Origin of the sequence: Streptomyces sp. AC512_CC834 (assembly GCF_019049325.1) — a bacterium.
Taxonomy (GTDB): domain Bacteria; phylum Actinomycetota; class Actinomycetes; order Streptomycetales; family Streptomycetaceae; genus Streptomyces.
Genome location: NZ_JAGMUO010000024.1, coordinates 42,572 through 65,303, shown reverse-complemented (window position 1 = coordinate 65,303; position 22,732 = coordinate 42,572). Strand labels below are relative to the sequence as shown.

At 71.1% G+C, this 22,732-nt stretch carries 23 protein-coding genes; 16 read left to right on the top strand and 7 right to left on the bottom strand.

What is annotated here, in order from left to right:
• Positions 1-28 precede the first annotated feature (28 nt).
• The 9 genes from KUM40_RS09250 to KUM40_RS09210 all read left to right on the top strand — a co-directional run bounded on the left by KUM40_RS09250 (position 29) and on the right by KUM40_RS09210 (position 9,662).
• Positions 29-1,255: a hypothetical protein gene (locus tag KUM40_RS09250; RefSeq protein WP_217164899.1), complete on the top strand. Its 1,227-nt coding sequence runs from the start codon at positions 29-31 to the stop codon at positions 1,253-1,255.
• Positions 1,256-1,300: 45 nt separating this feature from the next.
• Complete coding sequence (locus KUM40_RS09245; RefSeq protein ID WP_217164897.1) at positions 1,301-2,212, top strand: GNAT family N-acetyltransferase; 912 nt, start codon at positions 1,301-1,303, stop codon at positions 2,210-2,212.
• The gene (locus KUM40_RS09240; RefSeq protein WP_217164895.1) at positions 2,199-3,437 is read left to right on the top strand and encodes an arginase family protein; all 1,239 of its coding nucleotides are present in this window, start codon (positions 2,199-2,201) and stop codon (positions 3,435-3,437) included. Before KUM40_RS09245 ends, KUM40_RS09240 begins: the two co-directional genes overlap by 14 nt.
• Positions 3,434-4,627 carry a hypothetical protein gene (locus KUM40_RS09235; protein WP_217164893.1) on the top strand — a complete coding sequence of 398 codons (1,194 nt, stop codon included), beginning with the start codon at positions 3,434-3,436 and terminating at the stop codon, positions 4,625-4,627. Before KUM40_RS09240 ends, KUM40_RS09235 begins: the two co-directional genes overlap by 4 nt.
• A complete protein-coding gene (locus KUM40_RS09230; protein WP_217164891.1) occupies positions 4,596-6,071 on the top strand; it encodes a hypothetical protein in 1,476 nt (491 codons plus the stop codon). The genes KUM40_RS09235 and KUM40_RS09230 overlap by 32 nt, the downstream gene beginning before the upstream one ends.
• Positions 6,072-6,073: 2 nt before the next feature.
• Positions 6,074-6,580 (top strand): hypothetical protein, encoded by a 507-nt coding sequence (locus KUM40_RS09225; protein WP_217164889.1) that lies wholly within the window; start codon positions 6,074-6,076, stop codon positions 6,578-6,580.
• Entirely contained in the window at positions 6,573-7,118 is a 546-nt protein-coding gene (locus KUM40_RS09220) for a 2OG-Fe(II) oxygenase (protein ID WP_217164887.1), read from the top strand. Before KUM40_RS09225 ends, KUM40_RS09220 begins: the two co-directional genes overlap by 8 nt.
• Positions 7,028-8,443: an MFS transporter gene (locus tag KUM40_RS09215; protein WP_308401096.1), complete on the top strand. Its 1,416-nt coding sequence runs from the start codon at positions 7,028-7,030 to the stop codon at positions 8,441-8,443. Before KUM40_RS09220 ends, KUM40_RS09215 begins: the two co-directional genes overlap by 91 nt.
• Before the next feature lie 232 nt (positions 8,444-8,675).
• Positions 8,676-9,662, top strand: a complete 987-nt coding sequence (locus tag KUM40_RS09210) for a helix-turn-helix domain-containing protein (protein WP_217164883.1) — start codon at positions 8,676-8,678, stop codon at positions 9,660-9,662.
• An 80-nt stretch (positions 9,663-9,742) separates the two neighbouring features.
• Here the strand turns inward: KUM40_RS09210 and ychF are convergent, their stop codons facing one another.
• Positions 9,743-10,831 carry a redox-regulated ATPase YchF gene (gene ychF / locus KUM40_RS09205; protein WP_217164881.1) on the bottom strand — a complete coding sequence of 363 codons (1,089 nt, stop codon included), beginning with the start codon at positions 10,829-10,831 and terminating at the stop codon, positions 9,743-9,745.
• 362 nt (positions 10,832-11,193) lie between these two features.
• Between ychF and KUM40_RS09200 the strand changes: the two genes are divergently transcribed.
• Positions 11,194-11,592 carry a DUF6542 domain-containing protein gene (locus KUM40_RS09200; RefSeq protein ID WP_374227360.1) on the top strand — a complete coding sequence of 133 codons (399 nt, stop codon included), beginning with the start codon at positions 11,194-11,196 and terminating at the stop codon, positions 11,590-11,592.
• Positions 11,593-11,602: 10 nt separating this feature from the next.
• Here the strand turns inward: KUM40_RS09200 and ppgK are convergent, their stop codons facing one another.
• Together ppgK and KUM40_RS09190 are read right to left on the bottom strand one after the other, a co-directional pair.
• Positions 11,603-12,343 carry a polyphosphate--glucose phosphotransferase gene (ppgK, locus tag KUM40_RS09195; RefSeq protein WP_217164874.1) on the bottom strand — a complete coding sequence of 247 codons (741 nt, stop codon included), beginning with the start codon at positions 12,341-12,343 and terminating at the stop codon, positions 11,603-11,605.
• 29 nt (positions 12,344-12,372) lie between these two features.
• Positions 12,373-13,443 carry a 4-hydroxy-3-methylbut-2-enyl diphosphate reductase gene (locus KUM40_RS09190; RefSeq protein ID WP_217164872.1) on the bottom strand — a complete coding sequence of 357 codons (1,071 nt, stop codon included), beginning with the start codon at positions 13,441-13,443 and terminating at the stop codon, positions 12,373-12,375.
• A gap of 104 nt (positions 13,444-13,547) precedes the next feature.
• Here KUM40_RS09190 and KUM40_RS09185 point away from each other — a divergent pair, with 104 nt between their 5' ends.
• The 3 genes from KUM40_RS09185 (at position 13,548) to KUM40_RS09175 (ending at position 16,498) form a co-directional block, all read left to right on the top strand.
• Entirely contained in the window at positions 13,548-14,930 is a 1,383-nt protein-coding gene (locus KUM40_RS09185; protein ID WP_217164870.1) for an APC family permease, read from the top strand.
• Positions 14,931-15,016: 86 nt separating this feature from the next.
• Positions 15,017-16,225, top strand: coding sequence for an exodeoxyribonuclease VII large subunit (gene xseA, locus KUM40_RS09180; RefSeq protein WP_217164867.1), 1,209 nt, complete (start codon positions 15,017-15,019; stop codon positions 16,223-16,225).
• Positions 16,226-16,234: 9 nt separating this feature from the next.
• Positions 16,235-16,498, top strand: a complete 264-nt coding sequence (locus KUM40_RS09175; RefSeq protein ID WP_217164865.1) for an exodeoxyribonuclease VII small subunit — start codon at positions 16,235-16,237, stop codon at positions 16,496-16,498.
• A gap of 40 nt (positions 16,499-16,538) precedes the next feature.
• Here the strand turns inward: KUM40_RS09175 and KUM40_RS09170 are convergent, their stop codons facing one another.
• Positions 16,539-16,760 (bottom strand): DUF4287 domain-containing protein, encoded by a 222-nt coding sequence (locus KUM40_RS09170; RefSeq protein ID WP_217164864.1) that lies wholly within the window; start codon positions 16,758-16,760, stop codon positions 16,539-16,541.
• 257 nt (positions 16,761-17,017) lie between these two features.
• Here KUM40_RS09170 and KUM40_RS09165 point away from each other — a divergent pair, with 257 nt between their 5' ends.
• A complete protein-coding gene (locus KUM40_RS09165) occupies positions 17,018-17,608 on the top strand; it encodes a malonic semialdehyde reductase (RefSeq protein ID WP_217164862.1) in 591 nt (196 codons plus the stop codon).
• A 75-nt stretch (positions 17,609-17,683) separates the two neighbouring features.
• On the opposite strand, the gene KUM40_RS09160 is transcribed toward KUM40_RS09165, so the two are convergent.
• On the bottom strand, positions 17,684-18,208 hold the full coding sequence (locus KUM40_RS09160) for a DUF4245 domain-containing protein (protein WP_254394840.1): 525 nt from the start codon (positions 18,206-18,208) through the stop codon (positions 17,684-17,686).
• Between the two features lie 134 nt (positions 18,209-18,342).
• Here KUM40_RS09160 and glpX point away from each other — a divergent pair, with 134 nt between their 5' ends.
• Positions 18,343-19,374 (top strand): class II fructose-bisphosphatase, encoded by a 1,032-nt coding sequence (gene glpX, locus KUM40_RS09155; protein ID WP_217164856.1) that lies wholly within the window; start codon positions 18,343-18,345, stop codon positions 19,372-19,374.
• 171 nt (positions 19,375-19,545) lie between these two features.
• Here glpX and KUM40_RS09150 read toward each other — a convergent pair whose 3' ends face one another.
• Together KUM40_RS09150 and KUM40_RS09145 are read right to left on the bottom strand one after the other, a co-directional pair.
• Positions 19,546-19,923: a WhiB family transcriptional regulator gene (locus KUM40_RS09150; RefSeq protein ID WP_003973931.1), complete on the bottom strand. Its 378-nt coding sequence runs from the start codon at positions 19,921-19,923 to the stop codon at positions 19,546-19,548.
• 104 nt (positions 19,924-20,027) lie between these two features.
• The gene (locus KUM40_RS09145) at positions 20,028-20,732 is read right to left on the bottom strand and encodes a DUF1707 domain-containing protein (protein WP_374227359.1); all 705 of its coding nucleotides are present in this window, start codon (positions 20,730-20,732) and stop codon (positions 20,028-20,030) included.
• A gap of 215 nt (positions 20,733-20,947) precedes the next feature.
• Here KUM40_RS09145 and KUM40_RS09140 point away from each other — a divergent pair, with 215 nt between their 5' ends.
• Complete coding sequence (locus KUM40_RS09140; protein WP_217164853.1) at positions 20,948-22,639, top strand: fumarate hydratase; 1,692 nt, start codon at positions 20,948-20,950, stop codon at positions 22,637-22,639.
• Positions 22,640-22,732: the final 93 nt, after the last annotated feature.

Below are 22,732 nucleotides of genomic sequence, written 5' to 3'. Positions count from 1 at the left end.
TCTCGGGTCACCTTGGAGGAAGGTAACGATGGTGACGCAGACGGCGCTTGCCGCGTCGGGCAGCCCGGCCGCGACCGGGAACGACGCGCTCTACTTGATGCCCCCTGAGGGCCTGCTGCGTGCTGCCGAGCGCGTCGGCACACCGGCGCTGATCTACGACATCGACGGTGTCGGCCATACGCTGCGACGGATGCGTGAGGACCTCGCCGCCGTGCCGGGTGTGGCGCTCAACGTCGCTCTGAAGTCCTGCCACACCCTCGCCGTGCTGCGGCGGATGACCCAACTGGGCGTGGGCTGCGACGTGGCGAGCGTGGGCGAACTCGACCTCGCCCGTCGGGCGGGGTTCAGGGAGATCACCGCGACGGGGCCCGCCTTCTCCGCCGACGACTTCCAGCGGATGAGGTCGGCCGGTGTCGTCGTCGATGTCGACTCGGCATCCCAACTCGCTCTGTACGGGGCGCACTTCCCTGGCACGGACGTGGGTCTGCGGGTGCGGGTTCCGCTCCCGGCGCCACTGGAGTCCGCTGCGACCTTCGGCCGGGACAGCCGGTTCGGCGTCGCCCCGACCGACCCGCGAACCGCCGAGCTCGTCGCGCGCCACGGGCTGCGGGTGACACGGCTGCACACGCACACCGGCCAGATGACGCCCGAGTCACTGCTGTTCAAGACCGCGTACCTCCTCCTGGTGGCGGAACATCACCGGGACGTGCACACCGTCGACTTCGGCGGGGGTTTCTTCCACCTGTACGAGAACCGGCCCAAACTCCTGCTCGCCCTGCGCAGGATGGCCACGATGGTGACCGACTGGCGCCGACGCACCGGCCGGAACATCCAGCTTCGGTTCGAACCCGGCGGTGCCGTACTCGCGCCGTACGGCTATCTGGTGACCGAGGTACGAGCGGTGGAGGACCGCCATCCCGTGTTCGGGCAGCGGGTGGTCACGGTGGACTGCTCGGCGTGGAACCTTGCTCCCTGGCACCGGCCGCAGGCGCTCCCGCTGTACGCGTCCGACGCCCCCGCGGAGCCCGTGCTGATCGCCGGGAACACGCTGTACGAGAACGACTTCTTCGGGCTGAGCGTGGACGGTGGACGGCATCCGATGCGGCTGCCGCCGCCCCGGGTCGGCGATCGGGTGGTCCTGACCGCCGCCGGCGCGTACACCATGACAAACTCCCGCAGATTCAACCGGATCGAGCCGCCGTCCGAGTACCTCTTCGACGACGGATCGCTCACCGCGGTGACACCAGCCTCCTAGGGCCGTGTTCCGCCCGACCCACCAGACGGAGGATGCTCGTCTGTCATGACCACCATCTCACTCCGCCCCGCCCGCCCGTCCGACCTGACGTTCATCGGCAAGCTCTGCGCGCGCAGCAGCACCGTCCCTGCCGAGGGCATCGGATACCCCCGCTGCGAGGACGAGACCGAACTCCTCGCGGAACTCGCCCTGTACGACTCCTCCCTCGAGGAGTTCGTGCACGTCGTCTGCGACTCCGAGGGCGCGCCGGTGGGCTTCACCGGGTTCCTGGTGTCCGACACCGACGACACGACGTACGTGTTCGGCCCGCTCCTCGACGAGGCGCACCACGACAGCAGGACGGCCGCCGCCGCGCTGAGGCTGCTCACCGCCGTGCCCACGGGTGGGCGCGTGTTGTTCAACTACGTGCAGGAGGAGAACACCGTGCTGGCCACAGCGCTGGTGGACTCAGGATGGCGGGCCGACTCACGGCAGTTGGAGATGCGGTACGCGGTGCAGGAGGCCCCGGCACCTGGTACGTCCGGCCCGGGGACCCCGTGGATCAGGGCGCTCACCGACCGGGACGACGCCGCGTTCGCGGCCGTCTCCGCGCTGCTCGCGCGTCAGCACCACTGGAGCTCCGACCCCGTGGCGCGGCTCGCCGACTACCTGGACGACGGCTACCAGGTCGCCGTGGCCGAGCGGGACGGCCAGGTGGCCGGCTGCGTGTTGTGGATCAGGGTCGACGACACCGACTTCGCGCGCCTCGACTACCTCTCCGTCGACGAGCCGCACCAGCGCCGGTCACTGGGCCTGGCGCTGGTCCGGCACACCCTGGAGGCCGTCCACGCCGCGGAGGACATCGAGTACCTCTATCTGAACGTCGACCCCCTCAACGAGACGGCCCACCGGCTCTACCTGCGCTGCGGGTTCACCGACAACGTACGGATCAGGAAGTACGTCCATGACCGTGACTGAACCGGACACCCAAGGTGTCGAGGCCGCACTGCTCGTGGTCGATCCCGACCTGGCGATCCTCTCCGCCGACCGCGAGACCACAGTCGTGTGGCACACGAAGAAGACCCACCGTGTCAGCCTGCGCACCGCCACCGCCGGACTGTGGCGCGCCTTCGCCGTGCCGCGCACCGTACGCAGCGTCGTCGAGCCGCTCGTCGCCGACAGCCCGGCGCTGCGGGAGCGGCTGTACGCGTCCGTGGCCGGGCTGCGCGAACAGGGCCTGCTCGTCCCGTACCTGCCCGACGGGGTGACGCTGCCCACCGGTCGCGGCGGCATGTTCAACGCGCCCGTCCTGCCGCTGGCCGACGCGCTGCGCGGGAACGCCAGTGACCTGGTCTTCATCGGCATGCCCTACGACGTCGGGGTGACACACCACCCCGGCAGCCGCTTCGCGCCCAACTTCCTGCGGCGGACGAGCGGGGCGCTGTTCCAGTACCGCGACACGGCCGACGGACCGCCGGGTGCATACGACCCGGTCGGCGGCCGGCAGTTGCTCGCCGGGCGACGGCTCGCCGACGTGGGGGACATCTCGCAGGTCGTGCACACCCGCAACGGGCCGAGTTTCGCGATGCTCACCCAGGTCGTGTCCGCCACCGCCGCCGCGGGCCGCCTGCCGGTCGTGATCGGCGGCGACCACTCCATCACGTGGCCCGTCGTCCAGGGGCTGACCGGGCATCACAAGGCACTGGGCGTGCTGCACATCGACGCGCACACCGACTACGCCGAGCCCCGTACGGACGGCTGGGAGCGGGATCTGCACCACGGCAACGTGATGAACTGGGTCATCGGACACGACAGCGTCCACCGGGTCGTCCAGTACGGAATCCGCCAGCTCGAGCAGCCGCGCTGTTCCCCCAGCGACAAACGCCTGGTGTGGCCGGGCACCACGGCCGCCACCGCCACGCCGCAGCAGCTCCTGGCCCAGCTCCCCGAGGACATCGCCTACCACGTCACCATCGACGTCGACGGCCTCGACCCCTCCGCTCTGGGCAGTACGGGGACCCCGCTGCCCGGCGGGTTCACCCATCGGGAGCTGGTGGCCCTGCTGGGTCTGCTCTGCCGCAGCCGTCGCATCGCGGGGATCGACATGGTGGAGGTGCTGCCGTCGGCGTCCGAGGTGGACGGACTCGTCGCCGCCGATGTGCTGCTGCGCACCGTGGACGCCGCCACCGGGCCCCGCTCATGACCGCCGCCGTCGAATCCGGCGCCGCCGTCGTCCCGGACACCGCGTCCTCGGCCCTGCGGCGCGCCGCTGCCGTCGTGGGCAGCCCGGCCCTCCTGTACGACGCGGCGGCGATCACCCGTACGGTGGAGAGCCTGCGCGCAGATCTCGCCCCTGTGTCCGACGCGCGGCTGTGCTTCGCCGTCAAGGCCAACCGGTTTCCCCCGCTGCTGCGGCACCTGGCCGCACTCGGGCTCGGCGCCGACGTGGCCAGCGAGCCCGAACTGGAGGCCGCGCTCGCCTCCGGACTCCGCCCCGTCCACGCGACGGGCCCCGCGCTGTCCGCTGCCGCCCTGCGCGCGAGCAGGGACAACGGGGCGCTGCCGGACGTCGACAGCCTGGCCCGGCTGCGTCAACTGGCCGCGGTCGCCGACCCGCCGTCGTCCATCGGACTGCGCGTGAGAGTGCCGGTGTCGCCGTCCGACGCGGAGGGGGCCGGGCTGCGCTGGAGCCGGTTCGGCGTCGACGCGACCGACCCCGAGCTGCACCGGCTGCTGGCCGACTCGGGTATCCGTGTGGTCCGGCTCCACGCGCACACAGGCGAACTGGCCACACCGGAACGAGTCGTGGCGCTGGTGCGGCTGCTGCTGAACTGTCTGCGGGTCTTCCCCGACGTCACCAGCGTCAACATCGGCGGCGGCCTGACCCTGCTGTACGCGGTACGCGACCGGGCCCGGCGGGCGTGGCGGGAGACCGGCCTCCTTCTGGACGCGTACCGCACCGCGCACGGACGCTGCCCGGAGCTGGTCGTCGAGCCCGGCATGCTCGTGACGGCGATGGCCGGCTTCCTCTCCGTCGCGGTCACCTCCGTGGACCGCGACCCGGGAGGCAGGCGCATCGTCACCGTGGACGCCTCCGGCTGGGCGTTGCTCGACTGGGCCAGGCCGCGGGTCGTGGGGGTCACACCCGACCGCGACGGTCTGGCCCGGCCCTACGACATCGCGGGCGCAAGCTGCTACGAGAACGACTATCTCCTGCGCGCCGCGACGCTGCCGCCCGTCGAGGAGGGCGACCGACTGCTGCTGTCGTCCGCGGGCGCCTACGTCAGCAGCATGGCGCGCATGATGCACGGTCTGCCGCTGCCCGCCGAATGGCTCGTCGACGGCGAGGAGGTGACAGGCCGTGGTGGAGAATCCCTCCGCGTGCCGCGCTGAGGGCGAGCGGCTGCTCGCCCTGGCCGGCCAGTTGGAAGCCCTGCCGGAGGGGCGCGACGAGACGGCGTGGAAAGCGTGGCGTGGCGCGGTCGCCGAGGTACTCGAAGGGGCACGGTGCGAATCGGTCGACGGCGAGCGGCTTCTCGACGAACTGGCCGCGCGCCTCAGGGAGATCTGGCTCACTCAGGCGCATCGCAGCACAGCCCGCCACTTCCGCTCCCCGCCGCTCACCGCGGACCTGCCCCGGCTGCCGTCCGGTCGCACTGTCGCCCACAGCTACGAGCGCAACATCCCGGCCACCGCCCTGGAGCGCCGGTGTGCCGCGCACGCGGCGGTACCGCAGGCGTGGCAGCCGGCCTTCGTGGCGTACGGCACCGGCATGGCCGCGCTCGCCGGTGTGCTGCAGACCTATCTGAACATGTCCCGCCCGACGCCCGGGGTCCCGCTGCGCCTGGGCCAGTGGGGCGCGTACTTCGAGACCGGCGTCCTGATCGAACTGCTGCGCGGGCCCGGCTTCGCCCCTCGGGCGTTCGGATCGCAGGGTGAGTTGCAGGGCGCGGTCGGCGCCGGTGAGCTGGATGTCGTCCTGGTCGAGCCGGTCCGCTACGACTGGGAGCTGGAAACGCTGGACCTGGCCGGGCTCGCACGGGCGTGGGGTGCCGCCGGTCCCGGCGGGCCCCGCGTCCTGGTCGTGGACACCACCCTCGTGTCCCCGGCCTGGTCCACCGGCGGCCTCCTGAACGCCCTCGCCGCCTGTCCGCCCGACCTGGTCGTCGAGATCCGCTCCGGGCTCAAACTCGACCAGCAGGGACTGGAGTTGGCGAACGCCGGATTTGTGGGTCTGTACACCCGTCACTCGGCCGGGGCGCAGGCCGGGGACATCGCGTCCGTGCTGCGCAAGATGCGCACGATCACCGGTACGGGCCTTTCGCTGTACGAACTGGCTGCCCTGGAGGCCCCGTTCGTCCTGGACCCGCGGACGACGCGGCAGCACGGCCAGTCGGTGTTCCTCAACAACGCCCTCGTGGCGACCGTGCTGTCCCGGCACCGCGGCGGCCTGTTCCGGCGGATCGTCCATCCGTCGCTGGGCGGTGATGCCCACAAGCCGTGGGCGCGGGCGCCTTTCGTGGTGTGCCATCTCGCCGAGGACTCCCTCGACAGCCACGGGCTGCTGCTCGCGGTCGTGGAGCACGAGGCCCGCCTCCGGGGGCTGACGCTCTCGCGGGGCTCCAGCTTCGGCTTCCGCGGCCACCGCTTCGAGACGATCGTGCCCCGACTCAGCGACCGGCGCGGACTCTTCAAGATCGCGATGGGGGCACGCAACGGCCCCTCCCGGGACCGCGTCGTCGGCCTGTTCGCCGAGCTCGCCGGATACCGCGACATCGCGGCACTCCGCGCCGCCTACCCCGATGTCGTCCCCGTCGACCTGAACGATCTGGAATGACCATGTCCCTCACTGCGAACACCCTGCCGCCGCTGGTGCTGCGCCCCGGCCTGGTCCGTGAGAGCGCCACCGTCATCGAGCTCGCCCGCGCCGCCCCGTACACGCCCGTGGCGGACACCGGGGCCCTGGAGACACTGTCCGACCAGCACGGCGTATCCCTGCCCGAAGGCCCCGAACGCGACGCCCTCACCGCCCGGATCGACGTCGGCGTCCTGCCCGGCGAGCCGCTCCGGATCGCCCTGCACCGCTACTCGCCCGGGGGCTACGCCCTGCCGCACCGGCTCCGGGACCGGTTGCCGGGGGCGTCGGACGGCCTCGCCTGGGTCGTGGTGTGCACGCTGACCGGCGCGGCCCTCGACGGCTGCACCGTGTGGGACGGCGAACGCTTCGTACGGGTGGCGGACGAGCCGGGCCTCGGCCTTCAGGCACGGCCCGACACCTGGTGCTGGACCAGCCCGGTCCTGGGCGACACCCGCTACACCCTCACCCTGGGAGGCCGCCGTGCGTGAGCTGCGTGTCATGAACAACGTGGTCGCCAACCACGCCCAGATCGTCGCTCTGGCCGAGCGCCACCGCGCCCTCTTCGCCGACTACCCGGCCCGGCGGACTCCGAGTGAACGGCTCGCGGACAGAGAGCCGTTCGACCCCTACCGTGACTCGGAGTACGAGGACGACGACCAGTACCACGTACTGCAGGCAGATCGGATGCCCCAGGAACTGCACGCCGCCATCCTGGCCGGAATCCTCCCGCCCGGCACCGTGCCCCCGGACCTGTACGTCCAGATCAACCGCTACGACCCGGGCGACTACGTGCTGCCGCACCGGGACTCGCTCCAGCAGGGCCTGTACATGCTGACCACGTCCGACACCGATGCCCTGGTCGCACAGGACGCCGACGGGCGGGCGGTCAGGGTCGTGGACCGGGCGGGGCGCTACATCACGCACGACCCCAAGGCATGGCACTGGGTGGATCCCGTCACCAGCGCGGCCCGCTACACCCTCGTCACCATTCCCGCACTGTCGTACCCGGAGCACTCGCAGCCATGAGCCAAGACGGCTACCGACAGTTCAGAATCATGTGGATCGGGCAGTTCGTGTCGCTGCTCGGTTCCGGCCTCGGCTGGTTCGCGGTGACCGTCTGGGCCTGGCGCACCAGCGGCTCCGCGACCCAGTTCGCGCTGCTCACATTCTGCTCGTTCGCCACCGGTCTCCTGCTCAGTCCGCTCGCGGGTGCCCTGGCCGACCGGCTGAGCCGCAAGGCACTGATGCTCCTGTGCGACACCGGACTCGCCCTGTGCAGTACCGCCCTGCTCGGCCTGTACGCGTCCGGCCAGCTCCAGGTCTGGCACCTGATGGTGCTCGCCGTACTGGAAGGAGCGCTGGAGTCCTTCCACTGGCTGGCGTACTCCGCGCTGGTCAGCGACCTGGTGCCGGACGACCGACGCAGCAGGGCGAACGGGCTGGTGGCCCTGGGCGACCCGGCCTCCGAGGTGCTCGCCCCGGCGGCGGGTGGCGTGCTCCTCGCCGTGTTCAGCCTGGGTGGTGTCATCCTCGTCGACCTGGCCACGTATCTCGTCGGGGTGTGCGCGCTCCTGATGACGCAGGTCCCCGATCACCGGGCCGGGGCGGACCCGAAGCACGCGCCTGCGGCACCGAGAACCCTGCGCTCGGACTTGCTGTTCGGATTCCGGTACATCTGGCGCAGTGCGCCGCTGCGTGCCCTGACCGGGTTGTTCCTCGTCATGAACCTGGTGGGTGGCGTCGCCTACGCCCTCAACCTGCCGCTGGTACTGCTGCGCGGTGACGACAGCAGTGTGCTGCTGGGTACGGTGGTCGCGGCGGGCGGCACCGGCGGGGTGCTCGGGGCGCTGCTGATGAGCGTGTGGCAGGGGCCACGCGCACGAGCCCGGTTCGTGGCACTGGGCATGGCGGTGGGCTGCGCTCTTGGCCCGATGCTGATGGCGGTCGCACACACGGCTGTACTGCTGGCCGCGGCGGCGTTCCTGGCCGCGTTCGTGCCGCCGGTCATCAACACCTCCTACCAGACCCTGTGGCAGGGCGAGGTCCCGAGTGAGCAACAGGGCAGGGTCTTCGGGGCCCGACGGGTGCTGACCCAGATCACCCTCCCCGTCGGCCTGCTGGGCTCGGGGCCACTGGTCGACTCCGCCCTCGGCGATGCCATCGGCGAGGGTACGGCCGCGGCCGACATGCTGGGAGCGGGCAAGGAGGGCGCCGCCGCGCTCGCGATCGGCATGGTGGCCGTCGTCGGCGTGATCGCCGCCTGCGCCGGAGCGCTCGCACCGTCGCTGCGGCGCCTTGACCACGCGTCCGCCGCACGGTCCGCGGCCGAGCCGCTGACGCACGCGCCTTGAACACCTCGGGGCCCTGAGCGCCGCCTACCCATACCACCTCTTGTCCACTTCTGTCACCCCCTGATGTTCCGGTTGACGCACGGGCGACGAGTACGTGAGGTGGGGATGCCGCCATCGACCAACGGCGGCGCCGACCACGGTAGGACGGGCGGACTTCCGCTGCCGTCGGGGCGCAGGCGTCTCGACGCGAGGGCAACGGCCGCACCGCAACGGGGGAAACGGGGGAAACGGCATGCTGCGGATCCACTTCACGGCTGAGGACAGAGGGCGCGTCCGGTTCGCGCAGGTAACGGACCCGCTGTGGGAGACCGTCCTCAGCGTGCATCAACTCGTCGGCCCGGCCGCCTTCTTCGCGCCCTGGCAGCGGCGCGCCCGTACCGCGCTGTCCACGGCTCGGCTGGGCGCGGACCTGAATCTGCTGACCACACTGGCCCCGGCCCGTTCCTACTTCCCCGACTTCCTCACCCCGGCCCTCGACTCACCGGGGTGTGTGGACACCGCGATCGACACGGTCATGTCCACGCGCCCCCGGCGGCTGCGCACCGACATCGGCCTCCTCGCCCAGGGGCTGCCGCGGCCGCCCATGTGGCTCGACGACATCGCCCGCGGCCGGCCGACCGCGCTGGCTCGTCTCGGCTCGGTGCTGCGCCGCTACTACGCTGCGGCCATCGCCCCGTATGTGGCGGACATGGCGCTGGGCATGGCCCACGTCCGTGACACCCTGTCGCGGCGGGCGCTGACGGAGGGCCCCGAGACCGTGCTCGGCCTCCTGACGCCCACGGCCCGTTGGCGCCCTCCCGTGCTGGAGGTCGACTATCCGGTGGAGCGGGACCTCCATCTGTACGGCCGTGGTCTGACACTGATCCCGAGCTTCTTCTGCCACCACCACCCCATCGCACTCGCCGATCCGGCGCTGCCGCCCGTCCTGGTGTATCCGGCGGGCCGGGGCAAGGTATGGATTCCGCGAACCGGCTCCGACCCGCGCACCGCATCTGCCCTGGAGTTCCTGATCGGCCCGACCCGTGCCGCCGCGCTGCGCTCGCTGGCCGTCGGGCACACCACGTCCGCGCTGGCTGCCAGAATCAGTACGTCCGTGCCCACGGCCAGCCGCCATGCCGCTGCGCTGCGCCAGGCAGGTCTGGTGTCGACGGAGCGTCAGGGTACGTCCGTTCTGCACACACGAACGCCGCTGGGCACACGACTGGTCCACGGGTGGTGAACCCTCGCGGTGCGTACGTACGGACAGCAAAGGCCACCCAACCGCTCCGTCGCAGGTCAGACGGCCTTTCGCCGGACGTATCAGACGTTGAAGCGGAACTCCACCACGTCCCCGTCCCGCATCACGTACTCCTTGCCCTCCATCCGCGCCCTGCCCTTGGCGCGGGCCTCGGTGACCGAGCCGGTGGCGACCAGGTCGTCGTAGGAGATGACCTCGGCCTTGATGAAGCCCTTCTGGAAGTCGGTGTGGATGACACCGGCGGCCTCGGGGGCGGTGGCGCCCTTCTTGATGGTCCAGGCGCGGGATTCCTTGGGGCCGGCCGTCAGGTAGGTCTGGAGGCCGAGGGTGCGGAAGCCGACGTGGGCGAGGGTGGCGAGGCCGGGCTCTTCCTGGCCGACGGACTGGAGGAGTTCGAGGGCCTCGTCCTCGTCCAGTTCGGCGAGGTCCGACTCCAGCTTGGCGTTGAGGAAGATCGCCTCGGCGGGGGCGACGAGGGCGCGCTGGTCGTTCTTGAAGTCGTCGTCGGTCAGCTCGTCCTCGTCGACGTTGAAGACGTAGAGGAAGGGCTTCGTCGTGAGGAGGTGGAGGTCGTGCAGGAGTTCCGCGCGCTCCGTGCCCTGGAGGATGCCCCGGGAGGAGAGGGTGTCGCCCTTGTCCAGGATCTCCTTGGCCTCCTCGATCGCCTTGACCTTGGGCTGGATGTCCTTCTTGATCCGCGACTCCTTCTGGAGGCGCGGCAGGGCCTTCTCGATGGTCTGAAGGTCGGCGAGGATCAGCTCGGTGTTGATCGTCTCGATGTCGTCCTTCGGCGAGACCTTGCCGTCGACGTGCACGACGTTCTCGTCCTTGAAGGCGCGGATGACCTGGCAGATCGCGTCGGACTCGCGGATGTTGGCCAGGAACTTGTTGCCCAGGCCCTCGCCCTCGCTCGCGCCGCGCACGATGCCCGCGATGTCGACGAAGTCGACCGTGGCCGGGAGGATCTTGTCGGAGGAGAAGATCTCGGCCAGTTTCGTCAGGCGGGGGTCGGGGACGCCCACGACGCCGACGTTGGGCTCGATCGTGGCGAACGGGTAGTTGGCCGCGAGCACGTCGTTCTTGGTCAGGGCGTTGAACAGGGTCGACTTGCCGACATTCGGCAGACCGACGATTCCGATCGTGAGCGACACGTTGCGACTTCCCGTACGTGAGGATGCGGAGGGGTGGGGCGGGGCGGGCCAGGCGTGGGCCGATCCACCAGTCTACGGGGTGGCCGGTACCGCCCCCGCTACGAGTCGAACACTTGGCCAGGCTCCGACCGACGGCGTGTCTGTCGGCCTATTCGGCACATAAACCGACCTAAGTTGGTCCAGTGGAGCAACACAGGACGCGACCCCCGCAGTACGTACCGCGACGAAGCCGGGCGCCGCTGCCCCCGCAGGGGCGGGGCGGCGCCGCTGCCGCCCGGCGGGTGGGACCTCGTGCGGCGGCGGTGCGGCCCGCCCCGCCGTCCGGTTCGCCCCTCGCGCGGGGGGTGCGTGCCCTGCGCGCGATGCCCAACCCCCGGCTGACGGGCCTGGGCAGCGGCCTGTTCTGCGCGGCCGTGATGGTCGTGCTCGGCTTCCTGGACGAACTGCTGTTCGGCGCGTCCCTGACCGTCTACGGCGTGCTGTTCGTGCCGGTGAGCCTGCTGACCGCGCTCTGGGTGCGCAGGGGCGACCTGCTGACCGCCCCCGTCATCGTGCCGATCGCCTTCGCCGTGGGTCTCGTGCCCGTGGCCGAGAGCGGGGACGGCGGCCTCGGTGGGCGGCTGATGGGGATCGTGACCGCGCTGGCCACCGAGGCGGGATGGCTGTACGGCGGGACGCTGGTCGCGGGCTCGACCGTGATCGTCCGCCGGATCCGGCTGATGCGGCGACGGGCCGCCGCCCGCAACCGGCCCCCGGCCTGACCGGCCCCGCTCAGCCGGCCGCCCGCATCGCCGCCCCGACGATCCCGGCGTTGTTCTGGAGCTGCGCGGGGACGATCTCCGCCTGGATGCCCTCGATGTGGGGCAGGAACTTCTGGGACTTCCGGCTGACCCCGCCGCCGATGATGAACAGCTCCGGCGAGAACAGCATCTCGACGTGGGCGAGGTACTTCTGGACGCGGTGGGCCCAGTGCTCCCACGACATGTCGTGGTCGTCCTTGACCTTGCTGGCGGCGCGCTTCTCCGCGTCGTGTCCGTCCAGCTCCAGGTGACCCAGCTCGCTGTTGGGGACGAGGACGCCGTCGGCGAAGACGGCGCTGCCGATGCCGGTGCCGAAGGTGAGCAGGATGACCGTGCCCTTGCGGCCGCGACCGGCACCGAAGTGCATCTCGGCGACGCCCGCCGCGTCGGCGTCGTTGACGACCGTCACGTCCAGCCCGCCCAGCCGGTCCGCGAACAGGGCCCGCGCGTCGGTGTCGACCCAGCCCTTGTCGACGTTGGCCGCGGTGCGCACCATGGCGCCGCCCGTCACCACGCCCGGGAAGGTGAGCCCGACCTGGCCGGTCCAGCCGAAGTGCTCCACGACCTCCTTGACCCCGTCGGCCACGCCGTCGGGGGTCGCCGGGTGCGGGGTCAGCACCTTGCAGCGCTCCTGGGCCAGCTCGCCCCTGTCGAGGTCCACAGGGGCGCCCTTGATCCCGGATCCGCCGATGTCCACGCCGAAGATCTGCATGGCCCTACGTTACGACGGAGGACTGACGGTCACTCCCCCGGCGTACCCGCCGCACCTGACGTGCCTGCCGTGCCCGCCGCACCTGCCGTGCCCGCCGTGCCCGAGCCGCCCCGCTCCGCCACCAGGGACGCCGCCTCGTCGCGCAGGTCGCGGCGCAGTTCCTTGGGCAGCGAGAAGATGATCGACTCCTCGGCGGCCTTGACGATCTCCACGTCCTCGAAGCCGCGCTGCGACAGCCACTCCAGGACCTCCTCGACCAGGACGTCCGGGACGGAGGCGCCGGAGGTCACGCCGACGGTGGTGACGCCGTCCAGCCAGGCCGCGTCGATCTCGGCGGCGAAGTCCACGAGGTACGCGTCGCGGGCACCGGCCTGCTTGGCGACCTCGACGAGCCGCTTGGAGTTGGAGGAGTTGCGGGAGCCGACGACGATCACCAGGTCGGCCTCGGCGCCCATCTGCTTGACCGCAAGCTGGCGGTTCTGCGTGGCGTAGCAGATGTCGTCGCTCGGCGGGGAGATGAGCTGCGGGAACTTGTCCTTGAGGGCGTCGACGGTCTCCATCGTCTCGTCGACGGAGAGGGTGGTCTGCGACAGCCACACCACCTTCGACGGGTCGCGGACCTCCACGTTCGCCGCGTCGTCCGGACCGTCGACGAGCTGGATGTGGTCGGGGGCCTCGCCGGAGGTGCCGATGACCTCCTCGTGGCCCTCGTGGCCGATCAGGAGGATGTCGTAGTCGTCGTTCGCGAAGCGGACGGCTTCCTTGTGCACCTTGGTGACGAGCGGGCAGGTGGCGTCGATGGTGGCGAGCCTGCCGCGCTCGGCCTCCTCGTGGACGACGGGGGCCACGCCGTGCGCGGAGAACATCACGATGTTCCCCTCGGGGACCTCCTCCGTCCGCTCGACGAAGACGGCGCCCTTCTTCTCCAGGGTCTGGACGACGTACTTGTTGTGAACGATCTCGTGCCGGACGTACACGGGAGCCCCGTACTGCTCCAGGGCTTTCTCGACGGCGATCACGGCGCGGTCCACACCCGCGCAGTAGCCACGGGGGGCGGCGAGCAGGACACGGCGGCCAGGCGAAGCAGTCATGGCACCCATCGTAAGGCCGCGTTCGGCGGGTCAAAGATCGCGTGGGTGCGGCGTTGCCGGGGAGACTGGCGGGAACGTTCCCAGGCAGAGTCCGAGGCGCTGGCGGAGGCACGATGTCGCAGACCGGTACGACGGCCCCGGGGGCCGGTGGGGAACAGCGGTTGAGGCGCAGTCTCGGCTTCAGGGACCTGGTCGTCTACGGGCTGCTGTTCATCGCGCCCATGGCGCCGGTCGGCGTCTTCGGCACCCTGGACGCCAAGTCGCACGGGGCGGTCGCCCTCGTCTACGTCGTCGCCACGATCGCGATGGCGTTCACCGCATTCAGCTACGCCCAGATGGTGCGGGTCGTCCCCCAGGCGGGGTCGGTGTTCGCCTACGCGCGCGTGGGGCTCGGCAACGGGGCCGGTTTCATCGCCGGCTGGATGGCGATGCTGGACTACGTCCTCATCCCGGCCGTGGCCTACCTGTTCTCCGGCATCGCGATGGAGGCGCTGGTCCCCGAGGTGTCCCGGTGGGTGTGGACGGCGATCGCGGTGGTCGTCACGACCCTGCTGAACCTGTGGGGGGTACGCGCGGCGGCCCGGGTGGGCTTCCTGGTGCTGGCGATGGAGATCGTGGTCCTGGTGGTGTTCGTGGTCACGGCGATCGTGGTCCTGGCGCAGGACGGGGCCACGCGCGACTGGCTGTCACCGCTGTCCGGGGACGGCACGCAGGGGGCGTTCGCGCTGTCGGCGGTGGTCGGCGCGGTGTCGGTGGCAGTCCTGTCGTACCTGGGCTTCGACGCGATCGCGACGTTCGCCGAGGAGGTCACCGGAGGGTCGGCGAAGGTCGCGCGGGCGCTGCTGTTCTGCCTGGCGCTTGCCGGTGTGCTGTTCGTGGCGCAGACGTACCTGGTGGCGCTGCTCGAGCCGGTGTCGTCGGCGCAACTGGCGGCGGAGCCGGAGCGGCAGGGGTCGGCGTTCTACGACGCCGTGGACGCCTCGGTGGGCACGTGGCTGCACGACCTGGTGGCGGTGAGCAAGGCGATCGGCGCGGCGTTCGCGGCGCTGGCGGGGCAGGCGGCGGCCGGGCGGCTGCTGTTCGCGATGGGCCGCGACCGGCGGCTGCTGGGGGCGCTGTCGCGAACGGATGCCGGGGTGCCGCGGGTGGCGCTGCTGGTGTCGGCCGTGATCACGATGGCGGCGGCGGTGTGGGCGGCACGCCGGGACGACGGTCTCGACCATCTGGTCTCGGTGGTCAACGTGGGCGCGCTGACCGCGTTCACGCTGCTCCACGCGAGCGTGGTGGGCTGGTTCGCGGTCCGGCGCGGATCGGGCCCGGTGAGCTGGTGGCGGCACGTGCTGATCCCGGTGCTGGGCGCGGCGATCACCATCGCGGTGATCGTGGAGGCGTCGGGAACCGCGCAGGTGGTCGGGGCGATCTGGCTGGCGGTGGGCCTGGTCGTGCTGGCGGCGCAGTGGCGGGGGCGGCGGGACACGGGCACCGCGAAGGTGTGACGCGTAGGTGTGACGCGAAGGTGTGAGACGGGGGCCGCCTCGGCGGGCCCGGGTCAATGTCGGACCCGGCCGTTACGCTCGGTCGCATGGCTGCCAACTCGACTCCCGAAAGTCCGCTGCCCGTGGGCGAGGTGTCACGGCTGATCGGGGGCTGGATCGACCGGCTCGGCGCGGTCTGGGTCGAGGGGCAGATCACGCAGTTGTCGCGGCGGCCTGGCGCCGGTGTGGTGTTCCTGACGCTGCGCGACCCGTCGTACGACATCTCGGTGAGCGTGACCTGCTACCGGCAGGTGTTCGACGCCGTCGCGGACGTGGTCGGCGAGGGTGCGCGGGTCGTCGTGCACGCCAAGCCGGAGTGGTACGCGCCGCGGGGGCAGCTCTCGCTGCGGGCCGCCGAGATCAAGCCGGTGGGCGTAGGGGAGCTGCTGGCGCGGCTGGAGCAGCTCAAGAAGGCGCTCGCGCGCGAGGGGCTGTTCGCGGCGGAGCGCAAGAAGCCGCTGCCGTTCCTGCCGCACCTGATCGGCCTGGTGTGCGGGCGGGCCTCGGCGGCCGAGCGGGACGTCCTGGAGAACGCCCGGCACCGCTGGCCCGCCGTCCGCTTCGAGGTGCGCAACGTCCCGGTGCAGGGCGTGCACGCCGTGCCGCAGGTGGTGCAGGCGGTGAAGGACCTTGACGCGATGGACGACGTGGACGTGATCGTCGTCGCGCGCGGTGGTGGCAGCGTGGAGGATCTGCTGCCGTTCTCCGACGAGCAGTTGGTGCGGGCGGTCGCGGCCTGCCGTACGCCGGTCGTCTCGGCGATCGGCCACGAGCCGGACAGTCCCCTGCTTGACCTGGTCGCCGACCTGCGCGCCTCCACGCCGACCGACGCCGCGAAGAGGGTCGTACCGGACGTCGGCGAGGAGTACGAGCGGGTACGGCTGCTGCGGGACCGTGCCCGGCGCTGCGTGGCGGCGTACGTCGACCGTGAGGAGCGGGGGCTGGCCCACGCGCTGGCCCGGCCGTCGATACAGGATCCGCACCGGATGCTCGACGAGCGGGCCGAGCAGGTGACGGCCCTGCTGGAGCGGGGCCGCCGCTCGCTGCGGCACCACCTCGACCGGGCCGACTCCGAGCTGACCCACACGCACGCGCGCGTGGTGGCCCTCTCCCCCGCGGCGACCCTCAAGCGCGGATACGCCGTGCTCCAGCGGGCCGACGGCCACGCGGTCCGCGACCCCGGCGAGGTGGAGCCGGGCGAGACCCTGCGGGCGCGCGTGTCCGAGGGCGATTTCTCCGTACGAGTCGACACATAGGGTGGGTGGATGACCAGCGAGGTGGAGCAGCCGACGGCGATGTCCGAGGCGCTCGGGTACGAGCAGGCGCGGGACGAGCTGATCGAGGTCGTCCGGCGGCTGGAGGCCGGCGGTACGACGCTGGAGGAGTCCCTCGCCCTGTGGGAGCGGGGCGAGGAGCTGGCGAAGGTGTGCCGCCGCCGGCTGGACGGCGCCCGGGCCCGCCTGGACGCGGCGCTGGCCGAGGAGGCAGGCCCGGAGGACGGGGACGGGGACGCGGACGGGGCCTCCTGAACCGGGCCGGCCCCAGCTCGCCTTCGTCAGCCCGCCTTCGTCAGCTTGCCTTCGTCGTGTCCTCGGCCAGCGTGTGCGCGACGAGCGCGTTGGCGTGCCCGTGGCCGAGGCCGTGCTCGGTCTTGAGCCAGGCGACCAGTTCCATGTGCTTGGTGAGCGGCGAGGAGCGGATGAGGTCCTTCCATTCCGCGACCGGGCGGCCGTACTTCTTCTCGATGGACGGGAAGTAGGAGGCGGGGCCCTTCGGGGTGTTGCTGCTCATGTCGGTGCGCTCCTTGGATCCGGATGACGGCGTACTGCCATGCAGGACCTCGTGCGGCCGGAGAAGTGATCGCCGGACACCTGTGATCCACGCCACTTGACAGATAACCCCGTGACCCCGGCGACCCTGTGAAGCGGATCACCGCACTCCTTTTTTGGTTGAAGCTTGAACTTCTTTGTCGTAGTGTCGCCCTCGTCAACGGCTCTCCGGCCCCCACGCCGCGCGCAGCCGACGCACCCCCAAGGAAGATCAACGCCGTGTCACTGATTCTTGACCCCGCCGCCCAGGACCTGCTGTTCCGCGAGGCCCGTACCGCGAACGCCTTCACCGACGAGCCGGTGACCGACGAGCAGGTGCAGGCGATCTACGACCTGGTCAAGTACGGCCCGACCGCCTTCAACCAGTCGCCGCTGCGCGTCACGCTGGTCCGCTCCGCCGAGGCCCGCGAGCGTCTCGTGCGGCACATGTCCGAGGGCAACCGGCCCAAGACGGCCACCGCCCCGCTGGCCGCGATCCTGTCGGCGGACAACGAGTTCCACGAGGAGCTGCCGCACCTCCTCCCGCACGCGCCCCAGGTCAAGGACGCCTTCTTCAGCGAGCGTCCGGTCCGCGAGGGTGCCGCGACGCTCAACGCGTCCCTCCAGGCCGCGTACTTCATCGTGGGCGTCCGCGCCGCCGGTCTGGCCGCCGGCCCGATGACCGGCGTCGACTTCGAGGGCGTCCGCAAGGAGTTCCTGGACGACGACCACACCCCGCTGATGGTCGTCAACATCGGCCGCCCGGGCCCCGACGCCTGGTTCCCGCGCTCCCCGCGCCTGGCGTACGACCAGGTCGTCACCACGGTCTGAGACGCGCCGCCGTCCACACGTGGCGAAGCCCCCGGCGTCTCGCCGGGGGCTTCGTCAGTCACTGCCTGCCATCCATCACGCCAGCTTCAGCGCCGCCGCCATCCTGCCGAGCTGCTCGAACGACCCGGTGCCGGCCACGACCGTCGTCGCGCCCTTCATGTCCCCGGTCCCGTGCAGCACCAGCGCGTCGTACCGGCCGCCCGTGTACCGCGTCCACGTCCGGCCGCCGATCTCCTCGGTCCGCTCGGTCGCCCGCGCCCCCTGGCTGGCGTCGTCGATGAACGTGGACGCCTTCTTCGTGGACTGCTCGACCGCCACGTACTCGCCGTCCGGGGCGCGGAAGCCCAGGTGCCAGGCCTCGGAGTCGGCGCCCCGGAAACGGACTGAGGTCGGCTTCCAGTCCTCGGACAGACCCTCCGGCGCGGCCACCGGGTACGACGCGGCGCGCTGCGCGGTGAGCAGCTCGACCCGGTAGTCGACCCGCTTCATGTCCGGTTCGCTGTCGTCGTGCGGAATGAAGATCCAGATCACGCCCGCCGCGAGGACGATGAGCCCGAGGGAGAGAATCATGTCCCGGGCCGACTTCTGCTTGCCTGTCATACCTGCCACGTCCCCTATCGTCGCAGGTGCCTGATCCGCTCATACGTGGGGTCCCCTGCTCATTTTGTCGGACTGGCGATAGAGTCTGGGCACACCCTCATCCGGCCGTCGTCGTATCAGAAAGGTGCGTTCCGATGACCGAGCATCATCTGCCGTCCGAGTTGGACGTCCCCTCAGAGGCCCCCGACCGCAACCTCGCCATGGAACTGGTACGGGTCACCGAAGCCGCGGCGATGGCCGGCGGCCGCTGGGTCGGGCGCGGTGACAAGAACGGTGCCGACGGTGCCGCGGTGCGCGCCATGCGGGCCCTCGTCCAGACCGTCTCGATGAACGGCGTCGTCGTCATCGGAGAGGGCGAGAAGGACGAGGCCCCCATGCTCTTCAACGGGGAGCGGGTCGGCGACGGGACCGGGGCCGAGGTCGACATCGCCGTCGACCCGATCGACGGCACCACGCTGACCGCCAACGGCATGACCAACGCGATCGCGGTACTGGCCGCCGCCGAGCGCGGCTCCATGTTCGACCCGTCCGCCGTCTTCTACATGGACAAGCTGGTCACGGGTCCGGAGGCCGCCGACTTCGTCGACATCAACGCGCCCGTGTCCGTGAACATCCGCCGGATCGCCAAGGCCAAGCGCCGCACCCCCGAGGACGTCACCGTCGTCATCCTCGACCGGCCCCGGCACCAGAGCCTCATCAAGGAGGTCCGGGAGACCGGCGCCCGCATCAAGCTGATCTCCGACGGCGACGTGGCCGGCTCGATCCTGGCCCTGCGCGAGGGCACCGGCATCGACCTGCTGCTCGGCGTCGGGGGCACTCCGGAGGGCATCATCTCGGCCTGCGCGGTGAAGTGCCTGGGCGGCACCATCCAGGGCAAGCTGTGGCCCAAGGACGACGAGGAGCGCCGGCGCGCGATCGACGCGGGGCACGACCTGGAGCGGGTGCTGACCACCGACGACCTGGTCTCCGGGGACAACGTCTTCTTCGTGGCGACCGGCATCACCGACGGCGAGCTGCTGCGCGGGGTGCGGTACCGGTCCGAGACGGCCACGACCGACTCGATCGTGATGCGGTCCAAGTCGGGCACGGTGCGGCGGATCGACTCCGAGCACCGGCTGAGCAAGCTGCGGGCGTACAGCGCGATCGACTTCGACCGGGCGAAGTGACTCCGTCGGTCTCGCGGGGCGCCCGCGCCCGCGCGGCGGAGCCGCAGACCGGACACGGCCCCGCGCCTCGCAGGGCCTCTGCCGACCCGGCGTGAGAAGGGCACCCTCTGTGCGGAGAGGGTGCCCTTTCGCGTGCGTGCGTTCTGTCCCGCCGCGGCTGTCCCGCCGCCGCTAGCCGGCCGCCGCTATGCGGCCCGTCGTGCGGGCCGCGTTCTTCAGTTCCACGTCGCGGCGGCGGCGCCTCGCGAGGACCACGCGGCGTTCGGCGGCGGTGAGGCCGCCCCAGACGCCGTAGGGCTCGGGTTGCAGAAGGGCGTGCTCGCGGCACTCGACCATGACCGGACAGCGCGCGCAGACGCGCTTGGCGGCCTCTTCGCGGGAGAGCCGGGCAGCGGTAGGTTCCTTGGAGGGGGCGAAGAACAGTCCGGCCTCGTCGCGCCGGCACACCGCCTCGGTGTGCCAGGGAGCGTCTTGGTCCCTGTCCCGCACGGGCACCCGCTGGGCCGGAACGGCAGCGACCTGCAGGGACGAATGCGGCGGTTGCAGCACGGTCTACTCCTGACGACGGCTTCGCGAGCGAGAGACGATGCGTCAAGGCTTACCCGTTGTGCGCGCGCCTATGCACAGGGTCCGCGGCGGCTGCCGGTGCGGCGCTACAGGTGCTTGCGCAGCCCCTTCTCGACCCTGCGGTGCACCCGCTCGAGGATGTCCGCGACGACCTTGCCGCGCTTGGGACGCGCCTCGACGCTGCCCAGCACCGCCCAGCCGTCCACGTAGATCACGGGCGCGTCGGGCTCGGTGGAGTCGAGGGTGTGGACCTCGAAGCTGCCGAGCACGCAGCCGCCCGCGCCGCGCACCGACACGTTCTCCGGGACGCGCACCTCGACGCTGCCGAAGACGGAGAACGCCTTGATGACGACCTGCTGGTACTCGAAGACCGCCTCGCTGAGGTCTATCTCGACGCTGCCGAAGACCGCGTACGCGTGGATGCGGCGGTTCGCCCGCCAGCGGCCCTTGCGGACGGCGCTGCTGAACACCGCCACCACGTTCTCGTCGGGTTCCGCCGGGATGGCGCCGGCGGTGGGGCGGCCGGGAGCCGGGGCGCCGGTGTCCCGGCCGCGGTGTCCGGCGGGCAGGTCCCGCACGAAGACGTCCAGCTCACCGACGGTCTTGGCGGCCAGCACGCCCTCGACCCGCTCGGCGTGCTCGGCGGCGTCGAGCCGCCCCTCGGCGAGGGCTTCGCGCAGCATGTCGGCGACGCGGTCACGGTCGGCGTCCGAGGCGCGCAGCTCGGAGGTGCGCACTGCGGTGCCGCGCGGGGCCGCGTCCTGCGGTTGGGCGTGCTTCTGAAGGTCCACGGCAGTAGCGTACCGAAACGCGATAGATCGCGACTACCCCTGTGGACAACCTTGTCGCGGACCCGTCGTCGCGGACCGGTTCGTCGCGAACTGAGCCTTACCTCACAAGCTCGGCGCCGCGGGCAGGTTTTACGCTGGTTGGCGCTGCCGATGGAGGCCAGCCGTCGTTGCTGAGGAATCCAGCCGCGCGTGATGTCGAGTGAGGAATGGGCGAGATGCCTGAGTTCGCGTACACCGATCTGCTCCCCCAGGGCGAGGACACCACTCCGTACCGGCTGGTGACCGCCGAGGGTGTCTCCACCGTCGAGGCCGACGGGCGGACCTTCCTCAAGGTGGAGCCGCAGGCGCTGCGCAAGCTGGCCGAGGAGGCCATCCACGACATCCAGCACTACCTGCGCCCGGCCCACCTGGCGCAGCTCCGCCGCATCGTCGACGACCCCGAGGCGTCCGCCAACGACAAGTTCGTGGCCCTCGACCTGCTGAAGAACGCGAACATCGCGGCGGCGGGCGTGCTGCCGATGTGCCAGGACACCGGCACGGCGATCGTCATGGGCAAGCGCGGGCAGAACGTGCTCACGGCGGGCGGCGACGAGGAGGCCCTGAGCCGGGGCATCCACGACGCCTACAAGAACCTGAACCTGCGCTACTCGCAGATGGCTCCGCTCACCATGTGGGAGGAGAAGAACACCGGCTCCAACCTCCCGGCCCAGATCGAGCTGTACGCGACCGACGGCGGCGCCTACAAGTTCCTGTTCATGGCCAAGGGCGGCGGCTCGGCGAACAAGTCGTTCCTCTACCAGGAGACGAAGGCCGTCCTGAACGAGTCCTCCATGATGAAGTTCCTGGAGGAGAAGATCCGCTCGCTCGGCACGGCCGCCTGCCCGCCCTACCACCTGGCGATCGTCGTCGGCGGCACCTCGGCCGAGTACGCGCTGAAGACCGCCAAGTACGCCTCCGCGCACTACCTGGACGAGATCCCGGCCGAGGGTTCGGCCCTCGGACACGGCTTCCGGGACAAGGACCTGGAGGAGAAGGTCTTCGAGCTGACCCAGAAGATCGGCATCGGCGCGCAGTTCGGCGGCAAGTACTTCTGCCACGACGTGCGCGTGGTACGCCTGCCCCGGCACGGTGCCTCCTGCCCGGTCGCCATCGCCGTGTCCTGCTCGGCCGACCGGCAGGCGACCGCGAAGATCACCGCCGAGGGCGTCTTCCTGGAGCAGCTCGAGACCGACCCGGCGCGATTCCTGCCGGAGACGACGGACGAGCACCTCGAAGGCGACGGTGCCCGCGGCGAAGCCGCTGAACGGCAGAGTGTGAAGATCGACCTCAACCGGCCGATGGACGACATCCTCGCCGAGCTGACCAGGCACCCCGTCAAGACCCGGCTTTCGCTGACCGGTCCGCTGGTCGTGGCCCGCGACATCGCGCACGCCAAGATCAAGGAGCGGCTGGACGCGGGCGAGGAGATGCCGCAGTACCTGAAGGACCACCCGGTGTACTACGCGGGTCCGGCCAAGACGCCGGAGGGGTACGCGTCCGGGTCCTTCGGGCCGACCACCGCCGGGCGGATGGACTCCTACGTCGAGCAGTTCCAGGCGGCGGGCGGCTCCAAGGTGATGCTCGCCAAGGGCAACCGGAGCAAGCAGGTCACCGACGCGTGCGACAGCCACGGCGGCTTCTACCTCGGCTCCATCGGCGGTCCCGCGGCCCGGCTCGCCCAGGACTGCATCAAGAAGGTCGAGGTCGTCGAGTACGAGGAGCTCGGCATGGAGGCGGTCTGGAAGATCGAGGTCGAGGACTTCCCGGCGTTCATCGTGGTGGACGACAAGGGCAACGACTTCTTCCAGGATCCGGCGCCGGCCCCGACGTTCACGACGATTCCGGTGCGGGGCCCCGGACTCGCCTGAGCCCTGCCCGTGACGGTTCACCTCCACGGGGAAACGGGGAACACGGGGAATACGGGGAACAGTGGTCGCATCCAGGACGCTGTGACCGGTGGA